Source organism: Microvirga sp. BF8, assembly GCF_059888585.1.
The window spans coordinates 687,355-706,263 of the sequence record NZ_CM187619.1; the positions used below are offsets into that span (position 1 = coordinate 687,355).

The 18,909-nt window shown below is 58.1% G+C and carries 15 protein-coding genes; 7 read left to right on the forward strand and 8 right to left on the reverse strand.

The genetic code is table 11. The annotated features are described in order from the left end of the window. Positions 1 to 15 precede the first annotated feature (15 nt). From AC522E_RS03200 to AC522E_RS03215, 4 genes are all read left to right on the forward strand, one after another. Positions 16 to 2,013: a hypothetical protein gene (locus AC522E_RS03200; RefSeq protein WP_500748949.1), complete on the forward strand. Its 1,998-nt coding sequence runs from the start codon at positions 16 to 18 to the stop codon at positions 2,011 to 2,013. Between the two features lie 196 nt (positions 2,014 to 2,209). Beyond that, a complete protein-coding gene (locus AC522E_RS03205) occupies positions 2,210 to 4,114 on the forward strand; it encodes a type I secretion system permease/ATPase (RefSeq protein WP_500748950.1) in 1,905 nt (634 codons plus the stop codon). Positions 4,115 to 4,124: 10 nt separating this feature from the next. After that, the gene (locus tag AC522E_RS03210) at positions 4,125 to 5,477 is read left to right on the forward strand and encodes an HlyD family type I secretion periplasmic adaptor subunit (RefSeq protein WP_500748951.1); all 1,353 of its coding nucleotides are present in this window, start codon (positions 4,125 to 4,127) and stop codon (positions 5,475 to 5,477) included. Positions 5,478 to 5,990: 513 nt separating this feature from the next. Beyond that, positions 5,991 to 6,647, forward strand: coding sequence for a LuxR C-terminal-related transcriptional regulator (locus AC522E_RS03215; protein WP_500748952.1), 657 nt, complete (start codon positions 5,991 to 5,993; stop codon positions 6,645 to 6,647). Positions 6,648 to 7,072: 425 nt separating this feature from the next. Here AC522E_RS03215 and AC522E_RS03220 read toward each other — a convergent pair whose 3' ends face one another. Then, positions 7,073 to 7,321 carry a DUF6894 family protein gene (locus AC522E_RS03220; protein WP_500748953.1) on the reverse strand — a complete coding sequence of 83 codons (249 nt, stop codon included), beginning with the start codon at positions 7,319 to 7,321 and terminating at the stop codon, positions 7,073 to 7,075. A gap of 378 nt (positions 7,322 to 7,699) precedes the next feature. Between AC522E_RS03220 and AC522E_RS03225 the strand changes: the two genes are divergently transcribed. Continuing rightward, positions 7,700 to 8,566, forward strand: coding sequence for a LuxR C-terminal-related transcriptional regulator (locus AC522E_RS03225; RefSeq protein ID WP_500748954.1), 867 nt, complete (start codon positions 7,700 to 7,702; stop codon positions 8,564 to 8,566). Positions 8,567 to 9,020: 454 nt separating this feature from the next. Next, positions 9,021 to 10,442: a mannose-1-phosphate guanylyltransferase/mannose-6-phosphate isomerase gene (locus tag AC522E_RS03230; protein ID WP_500748955.1), complete on the forward strand. Its 1,422-nt coding sequence runs from the start codon at positions 9,021 to 9,023 to the stop codon at positions 10,440 to 10,442. Between the two features lie 83 nt (positions 10,443 to 10,525). On the opposite strand, the gene AC522E_RS03235 is transcribed toward AC522E_RS03230, so the two are convergent. The 7 genes from AC522E_RS03235 to AC522E_RS03265 form a co-directional block, all read right to left on the reverse strand. After that, positions 10,526 to 12,157: a GMC family oxidoreductase gene (locus tag AC522E_RS03235; protein WP_500748956.1), complete on the reverse strand. Its 1,632-nt coding sequence runs from the start codon at positions 12,155 to 12,157 to the stop codon at positions 10,526 to 10,528. Positions 12,158 to 12,210: 53 nt separating this feature from the next. After that, positions 12,211 to 13,140 (reverse strand): branched-chain amino acid ABC transporter permease, encoded by a 930-nt coding sequence (locus AC522E_RS03240; RefSeq protein WP_500750575.1) that lies wholly within the window; start codon positions 13,138 to 13,140, stop codon positions 12,211 to 12,213. Between the two features lie 50 nt (positions 13,141 to 13,190). After that, entirely contained in the window at positions 13,191 to 14,078 is an 888-nt protein-coding gene (locus AC522E_RS03245) for a branched-chain amino acid ABC transporter permease (protein WP_500748957.1), read from the reverse strand. 7 nt (positions 14,079 to 14,085) lie between these two features. Next, positions 14,086 to 14,790 carry an ABC transporter ATP-binding protein gene (locus tag AC522E_RS03250; protein WP_500748958.1) on the reverse strand — a complete coding sequence of 235 codons (705 nt, stop codon included), beginning with the start codon at positions 14,788 to 14,790 and terminating at the stop codon, positions 14,086 to 14,088. Continuing rightward, a complete protein-coding gene (locus AC522E_RS03255; protein WP_500750576.1) occupies positions 14,783 to 15,541 on the reverse strand; it encodes an ABC transporter ATP-binding protein in 759 nt (252 codons plus the stop codon). Before AC522E_RS03255 ends, AC522E_RS03250 begins: the two co-directional genes overlap by 8 nt. 122 nt (positions 15,542 to 15,663) lie before the next feature. Further along, on the reverse strand, positions 15,664 to 16,872 hold the full coding sequence (locus AC522E_RS03260; RefSeq protein WP_500748959.1) for an ABC transporter substrate-binding protein: 1,209 nt from the start codon (positions 16,870 to 16,872) through the stop codon (positions 15,664 to 15,666). 182 nt (positions 16,873 to 17,054) lie between these two features. Further along, on the reverse strand, positions 17,055 to 17,864 hold the full coding sequence (locus AC522E_RS03265) for an HAD-IIB family hydrolase (RefSeq protein WP_500748960.1): 810 nt from the start codon (positions 17,862 to 17,864) through the stop codon (positions 17,055 to 17,057). Between the two features lie 195 nt (positions 17,865 to 18,059). Here AC522E_RS03265 and AC522E_RS03270 point away from each other — a divergent pair, with 195 nt between their 5' ends. Further along, positions 18,060 to 18,863 (forward strand): DeoR/GlpR family DNA-binding transcription regulator, encoded by an 804-nt coding sequence (locus AC522E_RS03270; RefSeq protein WP_500748961.1) that lies wholly within the window; start codon positions 18,060 to 18,062, stop codon positions 18,861 to 18,863. Positions 18,864 to 18,909 lie beyond the last annotated feature (46 nt).

Below are 18,909 nucleotides of genomic sequence, written 5' to 3' on the forward strand. Positions count from 1 at the left end.
AAGCAGGAGGACGCGATGGTTCCAGGCGGCGTACTCGAAATCATCTGGCATTTCGCCGGTTACTGGCATCTGTCCGAGGATTTCGCCGCAGCGCGTCCGAATTACGATGAAGCGCTCTACAAGAGCCAGAATTCCGACTATCGTCTCGCTCTTGACGACGCTTCAAGCCTTCCGCTGGACACTCCCGATATTGTGGGGCAGCCGGTCCACATTGTTTTCCCGGCGCTATCGGCAAGTTCCAGCAGCTCCCCGAGCGAGCTCAAGCTCCAGCATCACGAGTACTCAAAAATCGATAGCCAGGTCTATCTTCCTGACCACGCTGCCGAGCGTGATCATCGGGAGGGTTTATCAGGCGGAGACGACGCGACCATCAGCATACGGTACGGTCATGTTGTCCATCATATCCGGCACTACGTTGAGCATGATGCAAGCCCGCGGGCCGATCCGCACCATCGGGAGCCCAGCTACGCCATGTCTTACGACGATCCACCTGCAGGTGTGATCGGAAAGTTGACGCAGGCCAACTCCCTCTCGGATAATGACTGGTCTTCGGACGGAGGGCATGCTTACGAAGCCCTTCATTCCATCGATGGCAGCGAGACGATTTCTCACCTTGTCGATATGGGCAAGGATTTCGTCTCCGATGCCGCAGTTCCCTTAGGCGAGCTCGGGGATACGGGCCTGACTGCCCTCATGATCCATGACGAGGCTATTGCTGAAGGAACGGTTGAGCCGGGAGCGGTTGAGCCTGGTCGCTATGTGAACGGCGAGCTGCAGGCTGCAGACAGCCAGGCCTCTGAAACCCCGGCCGTGGCGGATGTCCCGGCCCCTCCCGTCCGGGAGGAGGGCGGCACGGGACCGGGCCAAGTAGCCGAAACCGGCAATAACACGGCTGAAAACGCAGCCTTGATCCTCGACTTCAACGAGGCACCTGCAACGATGATCGTGCAGGGGAACTACTTCTCGACCAATGCTATCATTCAAGCCAACATTTTGCAGAACCAAGACCATATTCTTGACGCTGGAGCAGATCCGGCTCCGACCCCTGAAGGTGAAAACTCCGCCGACAACATAGCGACATTCAACGCGAAGGAAGCCCTGGAAGCAGGCGGGTATCACACCCTCCGGGGCGACCTGAAGGTCAATGTCGATTACATCGATGGCGATCTCTTCGATATCAAGGCTCTTACGCAACGGAGCTTCATTCAGGACGGCGACGTTTCCGTTCAGACCCAGATGCAGTCCTATTCCGAGGTCCGTAGCGGCAGCAATGAGCAATACAATGTCGCAAAGTTCGTGGACTGGGGGAAGGGATACGACGTTATCATCGTGCTTGGGGACTATCATTCTGCGAACGTGATATCGCAGTTGAATGTCGTCCTTGACGACGATGTTGCCGGTTTGAATTCCCAGGCAACAGAGGACGAGTCCTCCGCCGTCCTGACCGATCAGAACAACCTCCGGAACGAGGCTGCGATCCACACCTATGGAACGACGACCTTCGACGCTTTGAACGGAGATATCGAGAACCTGATCCAAAGGCTGGGGAATCGTGAAGCCCTCGACAGAGAAGCCTGGTCGAGTTTCCAGGGTACCGCTTCGGGAAGCTTCGATGTCCTGTTCGTGACTGGCAATTACTACGACCTGAACATCATCAATCAGGTTAACATCATTTCGGATCCCGACGTTGCTGTGCAATGGGCAGGCGAGGAATCCTCGCTGCAATGGCTCTCGACCGGTGGTAACACTGCAGGCAATTTTGCTCAGATCATTGATGGCAGTGCGACATCGAGCCAAATCCTGGGCGGCAATGCATATGAGGATTCCATCCTTCTACAAGCCAATCTGGTCTCCGATACGACGCAAACGGTTGCGACGGATCCAACGGCGTTGGTGACGGAGCTCGTTGCCTTCGTGGATCATGCGCAAGGCAGTGGCGAGGCCGACGCGAGCGCCTGGACGCGAGACGTTTTTGGAAACCAGCACGATACGTTCGGGCATGTCCTGACCTAATCCTGCCGAGTTGGGGGAATTGATGCTTCTGAAAGATACCTTGAGAGGTCTGTCTACGGGACCGGAGCTCGGCAGGAGCAACAATGACGGGCCCCCCAACGGTCCTGCTCGCAGGGACGGCGGAGTCAGGCCAGGTGAGGACCCGGCCCGTGTGGCCCGCAACAGCCCGCAACCTGTGGCCCCGAGACCGTCACCGATGAATCGGACAGAAGGACCGGCACCGTTTGCGCCTCCCCGTGCAAGGCCGCCCGTCGCATTCCGGAAAGAGGGCGGAGGGCCGCGAGGAGAGGGTCCCGTCCTTTCTCGTGAGAGCGGAGGCCAACTGAACGGACGAGGGCCAGATGGAGGCGGGCATGGACCACGCAAGCCTCCGCAAGTGCAGCAGCGCTCGGCGGATCGCGACTTCCGTGAAGTTCTCAGCAAAGGACTCGCCGCTTGTCGCCGCAATCTGATTACAGTCGCGGTTTTTTCCTTCTTTGTGAACGTGCTCGTGCTGGCGATCCCAGTGTACCTGTTCAATATTTCAGACCGCGTTCTGACAAGCCGCAGTGTCGATACGCTCGCGATGCTGTCGCTGGTGGTCATTGGGGCGGTGCTTGCGCATGTTCTGATGGATATGATGCGCCGGTTCATCTTGATGCGGATTGCCGTCGAGGCAGAAAGCAAACTTGGTGCTCCTGTCCTCAGTGCGGCCGCCAAGGCATCGCAGAGCGGTTCCAGCAAGGAGTTTCAAATCCTGTCCGACCTTCAGCATGTCAGGAGCTTTCTGACGGGGCCCGTGCTTCTGATGATGCTGGATGCACCGGTCGCGCCTGTCTATCTCTTGGCGGTTTTCCTGATCCACCCACAACTTGGATACATCGTGTCGGTTACGGGGCTTCTGCTTCTCGTCGTAGCGCTTGTAAATCAGAAGCTCACAGCTGTTCCTTTCGCCAAGGCGAATGCTTATGCGTCACGAGCCAACATTCAGGCCGATGCCATGGCCCGCAATGCACAAGTGATCAATGCAATGGGCATGATTCCGGAAGGAGTCTTGATGTGGGGTCGGGAAACGGGCGAGTCGCTGAAAGCCCAGGTCATTGCTCAAGACCGGAACATCATGATGACCGGGCTGTCGAAGTTCATTCGTCTTACGACACAGGTTTCGCTTCTTGGATGGGGCGCAACTTTGTCCATGGCCGGCGAACTGACCGGTGGCATGGTGATCGCATCGTCCATCGTCGCCAGCCGTGCATTGGCGCCCGTCGAGGGTACGATCGAGGGCTGGAGAAATTTCGTGCAGGCGCGCTCTGCCTATGGGCGGATCAAGGCACTTCTGCAGCATTCGCCGCTCAATATGGAGCGTCTTCGCCTTCCGCAGCCGCAGGGGCGCCTGAGCGTGGAGCGGGTTCTTTATGTGCCTCCGCCGAATAAGAAAGTCATTCTGAATGGCATTTCCTTTCAGCTGGAACCCGGCGAGTCCCTGGCCATTGTCGGCGCATCTGGAACAGGCAAATCGACCCTGGGGCGCATGCTCGTAGGATCGATCATCCCAACAGCGGGAAGCGTACGGCTCGATATGATGGACCTTCGCAATTGGGACCCGCGGCAGTTTGGCGAAAGTGTCGGCTACCTTCCCCAGGACGTACAGCTCTTCCCAGCCTCGATCAAAGCCAACATCGCGCGCATGCGCGAAGATATGAGCGACGAAGAGATTTTTGATGCGGCAGCCTTGGCGGATGTCCATGAGATGATTTCCCAGTTCGCACAAGGCTACGAGACGATCGTCGGAATGGATGGGAGCCCGCTTTCCGGTGGACAGCGGCAGCGCATTGGCCTTGCAAGGGCCTTTTTCGGCAATCCACGTCTCGTCGTGCTCGACGAACCCAACTCGAACCTTGATTTTCCAGGCGAGCAAGCCCTCGCACGCGCCCTGGCCAGGGGGAAGGAGCGCGGCATCACCATCGTTGCGATCACCCAGCGGCCCGCTCTCCTGAAGAGCGTTGATAAAATCATGATGCTTAAGGACGGCTCGGTTCAGGCTTTTGGCAGGCGCGATGAGATTATTCCCCTGATGAGCGGACGCAAGCCCAGCGATTCACCCCCAGTCCTCGAAGGCTGAGACAGGTCCTATGTCACAAACGGCAATCATCACTCTTCAGAAACAACAGGAATGGTATGCCGATGTGCCTCGTAGCACGCGCCTGCCAACGCTCCTCGGCATCGGTATTCTCTCTTTGACCTTGATGGGCTTCGGCTACTGGGGAGGAATTGCCCCGATCGCCGGGGCCGTCGTCACGAACGGTGCCTTCGTCGCAACCGGGCAGAACAAGATCATCCAGCATCTCGAGGGAGGTGTCATTCAGGACATCCTCGTGCGTGAGGGAGATGTGGTCGAACCCGGCGAGACCTTGGTCCAGCTCGACGAGACCGGCCCTCGCGCCGAACTGCGACGCCTTGCCCTCCGCGAGGCTCGATTGGTCGCTATCGAGGCCCGGCTCCGGGCTGAAATGGCGGAAGGGCGTGAGGTCGCCTTCCCTTCGGAACTGCTATCGAAGATCAGTACCGATTCAGATGTCGCGACAATCGTCAAAGCCCAACGGGCAACGCTCGAGGCCCATCGGAAGAGCATGCAAAGCGAGATCGCTTCGATCAGGACAAGCATCGAAGCCCTGCAGGAGCGCATCAAGGGGAGTACGACCCAGCTGGCATCGGTGCGTGAGCAGATCGCCTTTTTCGATGAGGAGCTTCAGGCCAAGGAGCAACTGCTGAAGAATGGGCTGATCCGAAGATCTGAGGTACTGGCTCTTCAGCGTGCCCGCGCCAACTTGCAGGGGGAGGTCGGGCGACTGACGGGTGAGATTGGAGATTCCAAGGAGCGCATCGCCCGTTCCGAGGAGCAGATCGTTGGCGTCCGCAACACCGCTGTGAAGACGTCCGTCGAGCAATTGCATGAGACCCTCGGTGAACTGGCGGATGTCCGCGAGCGGGTACTGTCCGCAACACGGGTCCTGGACCGGGTAAAGATAGCCAGCCCGGTGAGGGGCGTCGTGGTCAAACTCCGCTATCATACCCCGGGAGGAGTCGTCGAAGCGGGAAAGACCGTCATGGAGATCGTCCCTCTCCAGGAGAACCTATTGATCGAGGTCAGGGTCCGCCCCCAGGACATCCCCAACGTGAAGCTCGGGCAAAGAGCCATTATTCGCCTCACGGCCTTGAAGCAACGTGTCACGCCGATGATCGAGGGTGAAGTCGCCTACGTCTCAGCCGATGCCCTTCCAGACGAAAAAAGCACGCTCGCCCGCAACGATGTCTATGTCGCAAGGATTTCCCTCGATCCGGCCGAAGTGGCAAAGGTCCATGGCTTTGCACCGACGCCTGGGATGCCGGCGGAGGTTTACATCAAGACCGCGGAACGTACATTCATCGAGTATCTGCTCCAGCCACTCCGAGACAGCATGGCGCGTGCCTTCCGGGAATCCTGACCTGCACAAGGCGAGTGGCCTTTGCATTCCATCCCGTCCGTGGCTGGCACCATGCAAGACTCTTCGGATGGTCGCTCAGGAATGCCATCGCTCAAACTGATGAAATGGTGATACGAAATGTACAGAGTGAGACTGGATTAGGGAAGAACAACTCTTTCAAGAAGTATTGCCAGGAGAGCGGCAGGATAATTTCATCGTTCTTTCTGGGATGATATTCTTCAACTCAACGTGTTCAACGTTCAGTTTTTAAGGTGCGATTCTGGGAATATTTTGTATTTGGTAAATGTTTTCCTAGCGGAATTTTGGGTTCTAAAGGGGGTTATCTGGCCATATCGAAATTACCTCCTAAGCGGTAAATCTACCTCTTTTGCCTTAATGCTTAACAAATCCTGAATTGTATAATTTAGGAGAAAATTTCTCAGGGGGATGACACGTATGCCTCAGAATTCGATGCCTGTAACAACATTCCTGATCTGTCGGAACGTTATGTTGCGCGAAGGAATTCGCCACATCTTGTCGAGCACAACCTATCGGGTAAATCCCGAAGAGGTCGTCGACAATAAGGACGTGCTATCCCAAATGCCCCGGGAGGCGGCAGTCCTGTTTATCCTGGACGAGAATCTCTACCAGGATCGGACCTCGGAAATCGTCAGGGACCTCAAGGCTCGTGCTCCGGCATCGCGTGTCGTCGTGCTCGCGGATGGCTTTGACCTTGGTCGCATGATGGGAGTGGTCGAGGCCGGTGCCGAAGGCTATTGCTTGGCGACAATAGGGTGCGAAACCCTCGTCAAGTATCTGGATCTCGTCATGCTTGGAGAGAAGGTTTTTCCCGCGGCGATGGTCATTTCAGCCATGTCAGGTCAGGCTGAGCCGGCCGCCCAACCGCGCTTCTATCAATCGGCCGACGTTCAGAGGATGCAGGTCCTTGCAACGAGCTTGCCGAGCCGGATGCTCTCGGCACGAGAAGCGGAAATCCTGCACTGCCTGATGGAGGGCGCTCCGAACAAGACGATTGCTCGCAAGCTCGAGGTCGCGGAAGCCACCGTGAAGGTGCACGTGAAAGCCATTCTCCGGAAAATCAGGGTGACCAATCGGACGCAGGCTGCCATGTGGGCCGTGACGCATTTTGCGAATGGCGCTCATGAGGATCAGACTACTCTATCATCGTAGGTTGGTTCGCAAAGGTGGCTTCGGCAACCGTTCGTGAATTCTGGGTTCTGACATTGGCTGAAGTAAAAATGGTATCCGGCACGGAGACGGCATTCCCGTCGTTCTCCGGGCTTGGATCCTGAAGTCGGCGGGTTCAACGCACAACTCTAGACGTCGAATTTTGGATGGCCGCGCCGACGCTGACGGTTTTGCGTAATTTGTTCGTATTCGGAAGATTGCTATCGTAAGGGCCTCATCGGAAAATAGTAAACGGCACTACTTCCTTGAATGTTTTTAGAGAGGCTGGTTCCATGGTCTCCGAAAAGAATGAGGTAACGTCTCAAGATCCAACAATGAAGAAAGACGTCGTGAAAGAGCATGTACGATTTATGCTTCAAAAGCTAATCGATACGACTGCGTCAAACCGGGGAAGTGCAGAAAATAATTCAGTGAAGGATGCCGCTAAGCGGGATCGAGAATAGGATCTGCCCCCGTTCATTGGTCACCTCAAGAGACCAGTTTCGCCAGTCTCCGGCCATTCCGCCATCCTCCTCCAGCAGCTCTTCAATTGCCTTCACGGCTTGGGAGCGGGCTTGGTCAAGATCCGATACCTCGATGCCGTCCTGGTCCAGGATCCGTTCATAACCATCGACGAGATTGAAGTAGCACCTCATGATGACGGATATCGGCTCCATTTACTCTTTTCTATGGTGATATTTGGAATCAGACGGGCTTGAACCGGCAGCGCCAAATGATCTAGATCCGCCGAGGTCCGTTGTCTAGGTTCTACTTTGCCAAGGGCGCTCGATATTACTCTCAAGGGTAAGAGGACTGCGAATCAGTATCCGGGGAGAGCCAGAAAGGTTGCCAGAGCCCATCTGCATCCTCTGAGAAAGTTTGCTTCCGTTTGCATCCTTGCAGGATGGTCCCCCCTGCCTGGAATTAATTGCTTACGGGATTCTTTGCAAAAATAAAGCGAAATACCCCTTGATGGCCTCAAACTGCCGAGAACATGTTTGTGCATGCGCGAGAGTTGAGTTAGGTTTCTCGTAAGGGAAATATGAATAAATATCGTGCTGAACTGTCCGGGGGCTTGGCCAGAGAAGCAGACGATGAGGAAGAACTATAGTTTCGATAGCCTGTCCGACTTGGATAGCCTTGTCTCAGACGAGACTTTCTCAAAAGTGCCGGATTCACGCGCCGATGGCGTGTGGAGTCGAGCGACAGGGTCAGATACGGGCCTTGTCTCTACATTTCTTGTAGAACCCAACACATTGCTGAGGGAAGGGCTGAAGCGGATCCTGATCGATACACGTTTCAACGTTGTCGCTTCCGGTGCGAATTTTGGTGAGTGTTCTCGCCAGCAGTCGCTGGACCGTCCTATCATGGTCATTGTAAGCGCCGGCAGCGACCATGAGGACGTCTTCGGTCAGATAAAGCAGCTCAAGAGCGAAAATGCGTCGGCAAAGGTCGTCGTCCTCGTGGAACGATATGACTTGAAGGAAGTGCTCACCGCCTTCCAGGCCGGCGTTGATGCTTATCTCGTCAAGTCCGTTTCCTGCGAAGTCCTGACCAAATCGCTCGATTTGGTGATGCTGGGAGAAGCCGTTTATCCCGCAGCGATCCTCAGCCTGATCCGCGAGCCTGCCTCCGAGGCCGAGGAGACCCACGGGGATCCGGATGAAGTTCTCATGGAGGCGGGAAGCAAACTCGGAAAGCGAGGCCTGTCGATCCGTGAAACTGTCATCCTGCGGTGTCTCATGCAGGGTGACTCCAACAAGATCATCGCACGGAAATTCGATATCACGGAAGCCACCGTCAAGGTGCACGTGAAAGCCATTCTCCGAAAAATCCGGGCCAAGAACAGGACCCAGGCAGCCATCTGGGCGGCCAGCCATCTCCGCCCAACCGATCAAACTGTAGGAATCGACGGCCACTAGTTCATTGCCCTCCTCAGCGGCTCAAGGAAATTCCCGGCCTTTGCCCAGCGGAGGGCGATGACATCCTGCCGACCGTATCGTAGAGCGTGTCCCGAAATCGCCGGGCCCGCTGGTGCTGTGAAACCGTCAGCGGGGACGGGTGCCCGTTCCTCCTCCTGATGGGGGAGTCGGCTTCCTCATTGTGAGCTTTCATTTATTGCAGACGCTGACGCGTGTCGTCGGACCCCTCGTGGATAGGACAGGCCTCACCCACTCGTGTTTCGAACCGCCGGACAATGCTTCGGGTGGTCAGGAACACGGATTTGCTCTCCGTTGAGAGCGGACTGGTCTTGCCACCTCATCTTCCCCCTTCATTGCATCAGTGTCGTCCCCGTTCCTCCTGCGATAGATTGTGAGCAACTTTCCAGGTGTGTCCCTGCGTGCGCATTGAAGACGAAGCGGCTGAGTAGGGACCATGGGCAAAATCATCCCTGTTCTTCTCTCTGGTGGAACGGGTTCCCGCCTTTGGCCCCTGTCACGGCGAGACCATCCCAAGCAACTTTTGTCGCTCACCGGAGAGGAGACCCTTCTTCAGCAGACAGCCAGGCGGGTGAGCGACCCCGGCCTCTTTGAAGGGGCGATGATCGTGGCAAGCGCGGGTCAGCGCTTCGTCATCGCGGAGCAGTTGCGTGCCGTTGGCGTGAACGATGCCCGGATCATTCTTGAACCGGCGGGGCGCAACACTGCTCCAGCCGTTGCAGTGGCAGCACTATTTGCATCGCAACGCGACCGCGAGGCGATCCTGCTGGTACTGCCTACAGACCATTCGGTAACAGGCTTGGATGCTTTCCAGACCGATCTGAAGATCGGACTTGAAGCCGCTCGAAGCGGCTTCCTCGTTCTCTTCGGCATCAAGCCCTCTGGTCCGGAAACAGGCCTTGGATATATCCACCTGGGCCAGTCTCTCGGAAGGAACTCGGTTCTCCGTAGGGTGCAAGGCTTCAAGGAAAAGCCGAATAAGCCGGCTGCCGAGTCCTTCTTCAGAAGTGGGGAGTATGCGTGGAACAGCGGCATCGTCCTCCTGTCTGCGCAGGCGCTGTTGAGCGAACTCCAATGCCTGGAGCCCGCACTCCTGCGGGCCTGCAAGGATGCGGTCTCTGGCGCCAGTGCTGATCTCGATTTCATTCGTCTCGATGGAGATGCGTTCTCGAGATCCAAAGATATTTCGCTCGATCATGCCGTCCTGGAGAAGACAAGAAAGGCAGCCGTCGTCCAATCTTCGTTCGCTTGGTGTGATTTAGGGACATGGTCGGCGCTCTGGGAGAAGGGAAGGAAGGATGATTGCGCCAATGTCTCTGTGGGAGACGTCGTCTCTCAAGAAACCACCAACAGCTATATCCATTCCGAGGGTCCACTTGTTGCAACCCTAGGCGTCGACAGCCTGGCTATCGTGGCCACGCCGGATGCTGTCCTTGTGGCTGAGAAAGGCCGTGACCAAGAGGTCAAGAACCTTGTCAGTGACATCAAGGCGACCGGCTACCGGATGGCGATGGAAGCCGCCACTGCACATCGCCCCTGGGGATTCTATCGACTCCTGCACGTGGGAGAGCAGGTTCAGGTCAAGCACATCCGTGTCGATCCCGGTGCCAGACTGTCGTTGCAGAAACATCAGCATCGATCCGAGCACTGGATTGTCGTCCACGGGAGCGCCCTGGTAACCCGCGGTCCGGAGCAGGCTCTTCTGCGCGAGAATGAATCAACCTACATACCGAGCGGATGCGTTCATAGGCTCGAGAATCCAGGAGCATCTCCCCTCGATCTCATAGAGGTGCAATTGGGTGCCTATCTTGGAGAGGACGATATTGTCCGGCTCGAGGACGATTATGGTCGCCTATAGGTCCCGAGCTGGGCCGCGATGGGATTGAGAAAGTTATCGCGTCGACGCCAGTACGCTCAGGCACGGCTGAAAGAGAGGTGCGCTCAAGCTGCCACTGAACGGCCGGTCCTCGAGTCTTCCAGGATCATCATTGCTCCCTTTTCCGCGATCATCAGCGTGGGAGAGTTCGTGTTACCGCTCGTGATGGTCGGCATGATGGACGCATCCACGACACGAAGTCCCTCGACTCCACGTACGCGAAGGCGCTCGTCGGTGACGGCCATAGGATCGCCCTCGACACCCATCTTCGCCGTCCCGACCGGATGGAAGATGGTCGTTCCAATCTCTCGGGCTCCCTGGAGCAGTTCCTGATCCGTCGTTAGCCCTGAGCCGGGCTTGTACTCCTCCGGACGGTACTTCTGGAGCGCTGGCATCGAGACGATCCGCCTGACAAGACGCAAGGCATCCACGGCAACCTCCTGGTCCTCCTGCGTCGCCAGCGAGTTAAGCTTGATCGATGGTTGCTCAAACGGTTCCGGGCCGCGCAGCTGAATCTTGCCACGGCTCGTCGGCCGCAGATTGCAGACACTGGCGGTAAAGGCCGGAAAAGGATGTGGCTCCTCACCGAACTTGTCGAGGGACAGGGGCTGGATGTGGAACTGCAGGTTCGGCGTCGCATAATGCGGGGATGAGCGTGTGAAGGCTCCAAGTTGAGAGGGTGCCATGGTCAGGGGCCCACGCCGGAACAAAGCATATTGAAAGGCCATGTGGCCTTTCTTCACAAGCGAACGATAGTCCTCATTGAGCGTGCGAACGCCATGAACGCGATAGATCGGGCGCAACTGCAGATGATCCTGCAGGTTCTCCCCCACACCGGGCAGGTGGTGCACGACGTCGATGCCGTGCTGTCGCAGGAGCGCAGCGTCGCCGACACCCGACAATTGCAGCAATTGAGGCGTGATGACGGCCCCGGCCGCAATCACGACCTCTTGCCTTGCGCGGACCGCGCGTCTGACGCCATTCTGCACGAACTCTACACCGACGGCGCGCTTCCCCTCGAAGAGGACGCGCGTTGCCCGGGCGTAGGTTTGAACCTTCAGGTTCGCGCGTGACAGGGCGGGCTTGAGAAAGCCGCGTGCCGCAGACCAGCGGCGTCCGTTCTTCTGATTGACGTGGAAATAGGCAATTCCTTCGTTATCGCCGGTGTTGAAATCGTCCGTGCGGGGAATGCCTGCTTCAACGGCGGCATCGATGAAGGCATCGAGAATGTCCCACCGGACGCGAGGGGGCTCGATACGCCATTCGCCGCCGGCGCCATGGTGCTCACCTTCGCCCAGATAGTGATCCTCATGACGGCGGAAGATCGGTTTGACGTCGTCCCAACCCCAGCCGTGAAGTCCCATCTGGCGCCAGTGGTCATAGTCCTCGCGCTGCCCGCGCATATAAATCATGGCATTGATCGCTGACGATCCACCCAGGACCTTGCCGCGGGGGTAATTGAGAATGCGGTTGTTCAGGCCCGGCTCCGGTTCCGTCTTGAGCATCCAGTCGGATCGGGGGTTGCCGATCGCGAAGAGGTAGCCGACCGGGATATGAAACCAGATCCAATTGTCCTTTCCGCCGGCCTCCAGCAGGCACACGGACTGGCCGGGATTCGCCGACAGCCTGTTCGCGAGCACGCATCCGGCTGATCCGCCGCCGACGATCACGTAGTCGAATATATCGCTGTCCGACATGGCCCTAGCTCGACAGATGCGGCCGCGCCTCGGTCGTGGGAGGCAGGCCTGACTCAGGAGTGCTTGCTTCTCTTGTGTTTGAGAAACTCCAGGATCTCCCCGGCAATACCGCGACGGAAGAGGAGCACGCACACGACGAAGATGATGCCGATCAGAACGGTTACCGGAAAGTCCGACGAGGCAAGATAGTTCTGAAGTGCGATCACGAAGGCGGCGCCTACGACGGGGCCAATCAACGTCCCGATCCCGCCGAGCAGGGTCATCAGGATCACTTCACCGGACATCTGCCATTGAACATCCGTCAGCGTAGCGAATTGGAACACGATGGCCTTCGTGCCGCCGGCAAGTCCGGCCAGCGCCGCCGACATGACGAAGGCACCGAGTTTATAGCGCTCGACCCGATATCCGAGTGAAATGGCGCGTCGTTCATTTTCGCGGATGGCTTTCAGGATATTCCCGAACGGCGAGTTCACAATGCGCCAGACAGCGAAGAAGCCGAAAAGGAAAATGGCAAGCGTGAAGTAGTACATGGCGAGCGGTTGGCCGAGATCGATCACGCCCAGGAGATGTCCCCGCGGGACACCTTGAATTCCGTCTTCGCCATGGGTGAACGGTACCTGCAGGCAGATGAACGCGAACATTTGCCCCAGCGCCAGAGTGATCATCGCGAAATAGATGCCCTGACGGCGAATGGCCAGAAAGCCGACCACAAGTCCGAGAACCGCCGCGCCCAGGGCGCCCAGAAGGATCCCAGCCAGCGGCTCCCAGCCCCACACCTTCACAGCGTGAGCAGTGACATAGGCAGCACCGCCAAAAAATGTCGCATGGCCGAAGGAGAGCAGTCCCACATAGCCGATGAGCAGGTTGAAGGCGCAGGCGAAGAGCGCAAAGCAGAGGACGCTCATCAGAAGAATAGGATAAACGACGAAGGGCGCGGCAATCAGTCCGACGAGCGCCAGGGCAGCGAACGCCTTGACGGAAATCCGGACCCCTTCCTGCCCTTCGAAAGGCTGCGATTGAACCTTCACGTTGCTCAAGCCTCCCGCCCGAAAAGGCCTGCCGGTCTGATAAGCAGGACAATGGCCATGACGACGAAGATCACGATGCTTGACGCCTCTGCATAGAAAACTTTCGTCAGCCCTTCCAGGATACCCAGCACGTAGCCTGTCACGATAGCTCCGAGAATGGAGCCCATGCCGCCGACCACGACCACGGCGAAGACAATGATGATGAGGTTGGTCCCCATGAGTGGGCTGACCTGATAGATCGGAGCGGCCAGAACCCCGGCGAGAGCCGCCAAGGCTGCGCCCAGGCCGTATGTAAGGGTTAAAAGACGTGGAACATTCACGCCGAAAGCCTGGACCAGCGTAGCGTTCTCGGTCGCTGCGCGCAGATAGGCGCCAAGGCGTGTCTTCTCGATCAGCAGCCAAGTTCCAAGGCAAATCGCGAGAGAGGCGATAACGACCCAGCCGCGATAGATCGGCAGGAACATGAAGCCGAGATTCACCGCGCCGGTGAGTTGCGATGGCGGCGCATAAGGCTTACCCGATGTGCCGAACCAGTAACGGAAAGCTCCCTCGAAGATAAGTGCCAGCCCGAATGTGAGAAGCAGGCCATAGAGCGGGTCCAAGCCATAGAGCCGGCTGAGCATGGTGCGCTCGATCACGATGGCGACCGCCCCGACGATCAGCGGAGCAAGAACGAGAGACGGCCAGTAGCCTATGCCCGCATAATTCAGAAGGCCATAAGCCGCGAACGCGCCGAGCATGTATTGCGCCCCATGGGCGAAGTTGATGACACGCAGCAGGCCGAAAATAACCGCGAGGCCCAGACTCAGCAGTGCATAAAAGGATCCATTGATGAGGCCGATCAGGATTTGGCCGTAAAGGGCGGGAGCGGGGATGCCGAAAATCGTGCTCATCTGACCCTCACACCCCAAGCACTTCGTGGAGCTCGTCCATATGGGAGTCGAGCTCGTGGCCCGGGAAAGAATTCACCATCCGCCCATCTTCCATGAGATAAAATCGATCGGCCACCTTGCGAGCAAAGCGGAAGTTCTGCTCGACCAGCAGGATCGTCATGCCGCGTCGCTTGAGAGCGACCAGAACATCGCCGATGCGTTGCACGATGACAGGGGCGAGGCCCTCCGTCGGTTCGTCGAGAAGGATCGTTCTCGCACCGGTTCGCAACACACGGGCAATGGCGAGCATCTGCTGCTCTCCGCCGGAAAGTTTGGTGCCCTGGCTGTAGCGGCGCTCATGCAGATTCGGAAAGAGCCGGTAGATTTCCTCCAGACTCATGCCGCCACCAGCCACCTTGGGCGGGAGAGTGAGATTCTCCTCGACGTTGAGGCTTGCGAAGATTCCGCGCTCCTCGGGTACGTAGCCGAGGCCAACCTGCGCTACGCGATGAAGTGGCAGTGCGAGCAGATCCTGGCCGCGCAGTCGGATCGAACCCTCGCGCCTGCGCAGGATACCCATGATTGCGCGAAGAGTCGTCGTCTTCCCGGCGCCGTTTCGCCCGAGCAAGGTCACCGTCTCGCCCTCGCGGATGTCGAGATCGACTCCGTGCAGCACATGACTTTCGCCGTACCAGGCGTTCAGCCCGCGAACTTCGAGAAGAGCGTCACTCATGCTCCGTACCCATATAGGCTTCCCGGACGCGCGGATCGGCGCTGACTTCATCGTACGTGCCATCCGCCAGGATTTCGCCTCTCGCCAGAACGGTGACCCGGTCGCAGAGATCGGCCACCACGTGCAGATTGTGCTCCACCATGAGGATGGTACGGCCCTTGGAAATGCGGCGGATGAGCTCGGAAATGCGGCCAATGTCTTCGTGGCCCATTCCGGCCATGGGCTCATCGAGGAGCAGCATGGCTGGGTCGAGCGCCAGTGTGGTTGCAATCTCCAAAGCGCGCTTGCGTCCGTACGGCAATTCGACGGCGGGAGAGTGCACGTAGGCGGAAAGGTTCACCGCTTCGATCAGCTCGAAGGCACGCTCGTCCAGGCGGGAGAGTATGCGCGATGAGCGCCAGAACTGTGTCGCAAGGTTGGATGGCCGCTGCAAAGCAACGCGAACGTTGTCGAGAACTGTCAGATGCGGGAATACCGCCGAGATCTGGAAGGAACGCACGAGCCCAAGGCGCGCAACCTCGGCGGGCTTCATCCTGGTGATGTCGCGACCGCGAAATTCGATCCTGCCTTGGGTCGGCGTCAGGAACTTCGTGAGCATGTTGAAGACGGTGGTCTTCCCTGCTCCATTCGGCCCAATCAGTGCATGGATGGTCTCTTCGTGGATGGAAAGCGTCACGTTATTCACGGCAATAAAGCCGCGAAACTCCATGGTAATCCCGGTAGCGTTCAGGATAGGCGTGGCAGTGACCATCATGCGGTCGATCATTTCACGACAATAAGTATGCAACTGTTATGGCGTCCCGGAATTCCGGAACGCCGCGGCATCGGCTCGTGCCGAGGGGCAGGTTAACTGCCCCTCGTCTTGCGCACACGCTATTGCGTGAGTTGACAGCCGCTGTCGGCAACCTTGAGGAACGCCTCATCGCCAGGAACCTTGGCCAGTTGCTTGTACATATCCCATTCGCTCTTGCTCTCTTCCGGCTTCTTCACCTGGAAAAGATACATGTCATACACCATGCGGCCATTGGGGAGGACCTTGCCGTTCTTCGCAAAAATATCCTCTACCGGCATCTCATGGAGAGCTTTCGCCACCGGCTCCGTCGCATCGGTGCCGACCTTCTGGATCGCCTTGAGATATTGCAGAACGGACGAGTAGGTGCCCACATGAATCATGTTCGGCATCCGGCCGGTGCGCTTCATGAAACGCTCGGCGAACTTCCGGTTCTCGTCGCTCTGGTCCCAGTACCAGCCTTCGGTGAGGGTCAGGCCCTGAGCGGCCTTAAGGCCCAGTCCATGCACTTCTGCCAAGGTAAACAGAAGAGCCGCGAGGCGCTGGCCACCCTGCGTGATACCGAATTCTGAGGCCTGCTTGATTGCATTGGATGTGTCGAGGCCTGCATTGGCGAGACCGATGACATTGGCCCCCGAGCTTTGCGCCTGCAGAAGGAAGGACGAGAAATCATTGGCGCTGAGCGGATGGCGCACGGAGCCGAGAACCTGTCCGCCCTTCGACTTCACGAACTTCGCGGTTTCGCCTTCGAGGGAGTATCCGAAAGCATAGTCCGCGGTCAGGAAGAACCATTTGTTGCCGCCGTTTTCCACCAATGCCCCACCGGTTCCCACCGCTAGGGCGTGGGTGTCGTAAGCCCAGTGGAAGCCGTAGGGCGAGCACTGCTTGCCGGTGAGATCCGTCGTGGCAGCGCCCGTGACGATATCAATCTTCTTCTTTTCCTTGGAAAGGCCTTGAACTGCCAGGGCGACTGACGAGGTCGTCAGCTCCATGATCGCGTCGACCTTCTCGGTGTCATACCATTGGCGGGCGACGCTGGAGGCGACGTCCGGCTTATTCTGATGGTCCGCGTTGACGATCTCGATTGGTGCGCCGAGCACCTTGCCGCCAAAGTCTTCCACGGCCATCCGAGCGGCCTCGACGGAGGATTTGCCGCCAAAATCGGCATAGACGCCCGACTGGTCGTTCAGGATTCCAATCTTGACGACATTGTCGGAGACCTGCTGCGCGTAGGCGGATTGCGCCAGCACGGTGCAGCTCAAGGCGAACAGGGCTTTCTTGAGAATGCGCATCGACTTCCTTCCCTTCGTATCGCATGCCCGGCTGTGCCGGATCTGATTATGGTCGCATGGTGAGGCGACCTGCGGCGGTGGTCAAGGAAGGTACGCGGACTTTTCGATCCGGCAATGCGGCCCAGGTTCATCCTTAAGTCGCAGAGATCTACAATCGAGCGCTCCTCTACAGGCTGGATTGCTCAGGCTTCGGGCGTGCCCTTCGCCCTAAGAAGAAGCGCCGCAAGCTCTGCGAAGCCCTTCCCCGAGTGGGACGCGGCGATATAGGACGGTTTGTTCTTCAGCCGGTGCGCAAAGGCTTCGATGTTTGCGACCCCGACGCTGAGTGGGAATGCCGCGAACATGGGCTCGTCATTGGGTGAATCCCCAGCATAGATCACATATTTTTGAGCATCCTCCCAGCCAATCCCGAACACATCGGCCAACAGGGACTTGGCCATGCTGAGCTTGTCGTAGGCTCCAAACCAGCCATTCACGTGGATCGAGCTGACCTTGGCCTGGGCGCCCGCCCGCTCGAAAATCGAGACGATCCGGTCTACGTCCTTCTCCGGCAGGGGGGCGACATCCTCACGAAAATCAATGGCGAGATCGGCAACCCGATAGGCCTGGTCGCTGGCGAGCGCGGCTCCCGGAACGCTCGCTAGAACTTCCTTTTCGACAGCCTCGAGACGGGCCCGATTCACCCGTCGCTCCTGGGAACTCGCCCAGAAATGTTGATGCATCTTCTTTTTGGTTCGGTCGTAGCGGAAGTAGAACGCGCCGTTCTCCCCGACCACCGCATCGACCGGCCACATGCGGGCAATATGGTCGCACCAGCCGGCCGGACGACCTGTCACCGGAATGACCAGGAAACCAGCCCGATGCAGCGCTTCAAGAGCGCCATAGGCGGAGGCCGTGAGCATTCCCTCCGACGTGATCGTATCGTCGATGTCGGAGAGGACCACGCGAACGGCACGCGCCTCGGCGAGGGGCAATTCGGATAATGGCTTCATTCCGCGGCTCCCGCCATCATAGCGCGAGCAAAATCAGGGGCAGTCACTGGCATGGGGAACATTTTCTTGAGGGAGCTTAGTGAAATTCTGTAGAAATCTAAGAGCCGGGAAATTCCGGATCAAGCATAATGATGTGGCATCTTCCACAAAATTACGACCGGCTTCCAACATTCATCTCAGAGAGTGAGAATTGCCATGACGTTTCCTGTGGGCAAAAAGGTCTCCCGTCAAAGGCAGATCGTGGCGGAATTGAACCTCAGCCCGACAGTGAGGACATCGGACCTGGCACGACGGCTTGGCGTCTCGGCGGAAACCGTTCGCCGTGACATCGAGGAGCTGACCCGCCGCGGCCTTGCCAGCCGCACCTATGGTGGTGCTGCCGGGCGCCAGCTCGGGCTCCAGCCAGAGGTCTCCCACAGAGAGTCCGAGGCTGTCGGCGAGCGCAACGCGATTGCCCACGCAGCCACGCTGCTCGTCAAGCCCGGCGACGTGGTCATGATCGATTCCGGCTCCACGACCACCCGCTTTGCGCAGGCCTTGGCCGCGCAGGTCGAAAACATCACCGTCATTACGAATGGTTTTGCCGTCGCAAACGCCTTTGCAGGTGAGGGACATTCCAGGGTGATGTTCTGCCCGGGCGAATTCGTTCCCCGCGAGCGCGGCGTCTACGGCTCCGAAACCTGCGGATTCCTTCGAAAGTTCTTTGCTGACATCGCCTTTATCGGTGCCAGCGGCTTGACTGTCGACGGGCCGACGGATGTGGAGACTGAAGCATGCTGGGTGAAACGGGCCATGCTCGACCGATCGGAGAGACGGGTCCTGCTGATCGACTCGACAAAGTTCGACCGCCGACATTTCGAGATCGTTTGCCCGCTGGCCGCCTTGTCCGATATCGTCGCCGACCGGGCCCCCGAAGGCGCGCTCGCCGAGCGGCTGGCCGCAGACGGCATTGCCATTCACGGGGGATCGTCGAAGGAGCCCGACGCAACCATGCCGTAGTCACCTCGAAAAGGGCATGCGGGCATCAGGCGCGAGAGGGGATGGA